The organism is Aeromonas sp. HMWF015, assembly GCF_963878965.1.
In the GTDB taxonomy this organism is placed as follows: Bacteria; Pseudomonadota; Gammaproteobacteria; order Enterobacterales; family Aeromonadaceae; genus Aeromonas; species Aeromonas veronii.
Window position 1 is genome coordinate 1 of sequence record NZ_CAWNZT010000052.1, and the last position, 3,344, is coordinate 3,344.

The window sequence follows — 3,344 nt, forward strand, 5'->3', positions numbered from 1 at the left end:
CCCCCCCCCTTTCTTATCACTTTCAAGACTCGAACCGACACCTTTTATTACTTCAAGCATATCCTTAGCCTTACCATATTTTAGATAAAATACTCTGGTATTTCCTTGGTTCGGTTGTTCTTGGTCAAGCGTAGAAATCATTTTAATCACACGAGAGCGAGCTCTTTCTTCACCACTGACCATGATGGAGTTAGTTCGTTCATCAGCAGCTAATTTTGGCACTCTTAGCTGACTGAAATAGGTATTTTGTGATGATTTATCTTTATATAAGGACTCAATGATACGGATCACCTCTCCAGCAGAGGCGAATTTAAGCCTTATTGTTTCGACATCTTGATTTCTACTCTTATCTAAATGGTTGATTATATTTACTAATCTTGTGACCACAGCAGCACGCCCCGTGATAAGCAGAGCATTAGTTTGATCATGATGAACAACATATCCACCAGAATTATCATTCATCTGACGTAGCACAGACACCAACTCGTTAACTGGGATATTATAAATAGATACAACGCGGGTGACCAGCTCGTCTCCAATTCCTGGGGAATTGTCGTCAACTAATGGGACTGCTGAAGTTGATGCATCTTTCGAGCGTATGACCTTGATAACGCCATTATCCATAGGAACTACTGCAAAACCATAAACCTCAAGTACGCTGAGGAAGAATTGATAGTATTGTTCCTCATTAAGAAGGCCGTAACTGCGTACATTGATATTTCCACGTACAGAGGGCTCGATGATGATTGTTTTTTCTAAATTTTTGCTGACGGTATTTATGAACTCTTGAATGTCTGCATTTTTAAAACCGACAGTGAACTCAGCAGACAGAGATACCTCTGACATTAAGATAGAGCTGGCGCATATAATAGTGAGGATTTTACTAAAGGCATTCATTTTATAGACTCTACTGTGAACTGTGTATAGTAAGGTGGGCAGCGATATGTTGTAGGTACTTTAATATATGAAAAGTTGTAGTTGCTACATCTTGTCAATTCCCTGGAGTGGGACAATCTCTTCAATTCCATTATTACTTATAACAAGCGACTCTGGCATAATTCCTATTATGGTTATCCCGGATCGGGGGATTGAATCACTAATTGAATAGGAATGCTGATTGTGTTTGTAAGAAATAATAGCTATGGAATGGCGAGAATCAACACCCACAAGTCCTCCATGATAAATGATGCTTCTATTAATTATGGGCTTGCTTTTAATTGTATTGGATGTGTTATTAGCATTGAGATTGTAATGACCAAAAATTTCTTCCTTTGATATTACATGCACATCAATTTTTTTATTAAATGGAGTTGGCTCTATATAGTTATATTTAGGCGACCATTTATCGACTTGGTAATTAGATGAAGAAAAAATAAGGAGAGAAAGCCGATAACATTGAGTTGTCATAAGCAATGCCAATATAAACAGCATTATCGAACTAGCGCGTGTAGTTATCTGCACAGTCATGTCTTTAACAATGCTCATTGATATATAACCATTCCATTATTTATTTTCTCTAAAGCCGTAGCCACTGTTTGTTCATGGTTCATGAAAACGTAAGTAATTAATTCTGTACGACTATGCCACCATTGCCACTCTCTTTTTAAGTGAAGATTTGTGAAAATTTATGAATAAACATGAGTGGATGGTATGGATTCTTATTTTATTTGAAAAAATTTTTTTCAAATAAAATCAGTTTACAATTGAGGCCGTGAAGATTCGAATTAAGACGGCATATCATATGTCAAAGGTCAAAATAATAATGGGAGTTCAATAAATGAAATCGAAATGTTTAAAGCTGATTCCACTAGCTATATCGGTAGTGCTATCAGGCAACGTCTATGCTGATGATGCTGTAAAGACACATAAACACCTAAACTCAAAGGCACAAGAAATCAAATCGCTTTATGTCAATAATACGGACTATCCAGATAATGCAATACCGGACGTCCGAACTGGGTATGAACTATATTATCAAGTCGTGGCTAAACGGGAAGATCTGAACCATGTATATTTGCCAGCAAATGGAAAAGATGGTGATGTTCTATATGTAGACCATTCATCATCTGAATTGAGTGCGTTCAACCCCAAACTTTTTATTCACGGTCGCTTGAGTGGTTTTACTGACGGAGTTTATATCGGTTTCTTGCATAGGGCAAAATTTACATATAATTCGAATGAAAGAAGTTGGGTTTTTAATAGCGCTCAAGAAAAGTCAACTGATGACTTTAACACAATACCTGGTGATCCGACATATAACTTTCTTAATTATAAAATCAAAGCCAACAGCAGTGCTAGTCTGATCACCCTTGTGCCCCCAGAAAACGGCACCGGAGTACGAATCATAAGATCAGAAAAGAATGGCGTCGCAATTAGCAGTAATAATGTTCTTGATGCAGTGAGTGATGTAGCGCTCGAAAGTGGAGATGTTATCAAAGCTCAGTGGAACGATAATATCAAAAAATGGGTTCTGACCTCACTTATTCCATCAAGACCTTTACTGGGCGTGATTAGACATTTGGCTGTGGATAATATTACTATCAACACCGGTGTCGACGACACTCCACTGTATAATAACGGACGTATGCAAAAACCGGTTGATATCATTTATAGAGCTAAGTTTAGTGATAGTGATAGTGAAGTAGAACTGAATCCAGAAGAGGAAAAGTATTATCTGAAAGTTAGCATTCTTGGGCGCGAACAGGATCTACTAACTGATTTATATCCAAGATTTAAAATAGATAAGGTTCGGGATAAAAGATACACAAGATCCGGAGCAAAGAGCTCACTGAGGAACAGAAAATCGAATACCACTCGTATATACCTTCGATACGAAGGTACTTCAGATACAGACATTCAAAACGTGCTTAATTTATGCGTTTGGACTAAAGGAGCTCCAGGTACCTTTGATAGTGTTACAACGAATTGTGATCAAGATACGCTACCTGGTAACGTGAGAAATATCAATGTCCAAAGTAGCGCCTATAAAATAGGTTCAAATCTTGAAGTGCAAAAAAAACATCATTTAAAAAAAATCTGCGAAGGATATAGAGACTGTTATAGCCGATTCCGAACAAGAGATAATGAGTCTGCGGATCTAGGCGATGTTTTTGCTAGCGCTTGGACATTTACTCCAACAGCTGGTAGAAGTGATCTCAAATTTCGTCCCATAGATATAGTGAACGAACAAATCCTAGCAGAGGGTTGCATTGATGGTCCTAAGCAAGACGGAATTTGCGGCAACGGTAAATGGGGAGAGATGTATACGACAAACATGCTATTTAAAAATATGTATAAACTAATACTCCGCTACAATGTTAGACAGGGACAAGCTTATCCGAAGG

The 3,344-nt window shown here is 37.7% G+C and carries 3 protein-coding genes; 1 reads left to right on the forward strand and 2 read right to left on the reverse strand.

All coding sequences use genetic code 11. The annotated features are described in order from the left end of the window. On the reverse strand, positions 1-897 hold an 897-nt coding region (locus AACS18_RS02550), incomplete at its 3' end, for a secretin N-terminal domain-containing protein (RefSeq protein ID WP_308810790.1). Between the two features lie 84 nt (positions 898-981). Then, positions 982-1,485 (reverse strand): type II secretion system protein N, encoded by a 504-nt coding sequence (locus AACS18_RS02555; RefSeq protein WP_108612020.1) that lies wholly within the window; start codon positions 1,483-1,485, stop codon positions 982-984. 292 nt (positions 1,486-1,777) lie between these two features. Between AACS18_RS02555 and AACS18_RS02560 the strand changes: the two genes are divergently transcribed. Further along, the coding region (locus AACS18_RS02560; RefSeq protein WP_146184737.1) for a hypothetical protein at positions 1,778-3,344 on the forward strand (1,567 nt) is incomplete at its 3' end.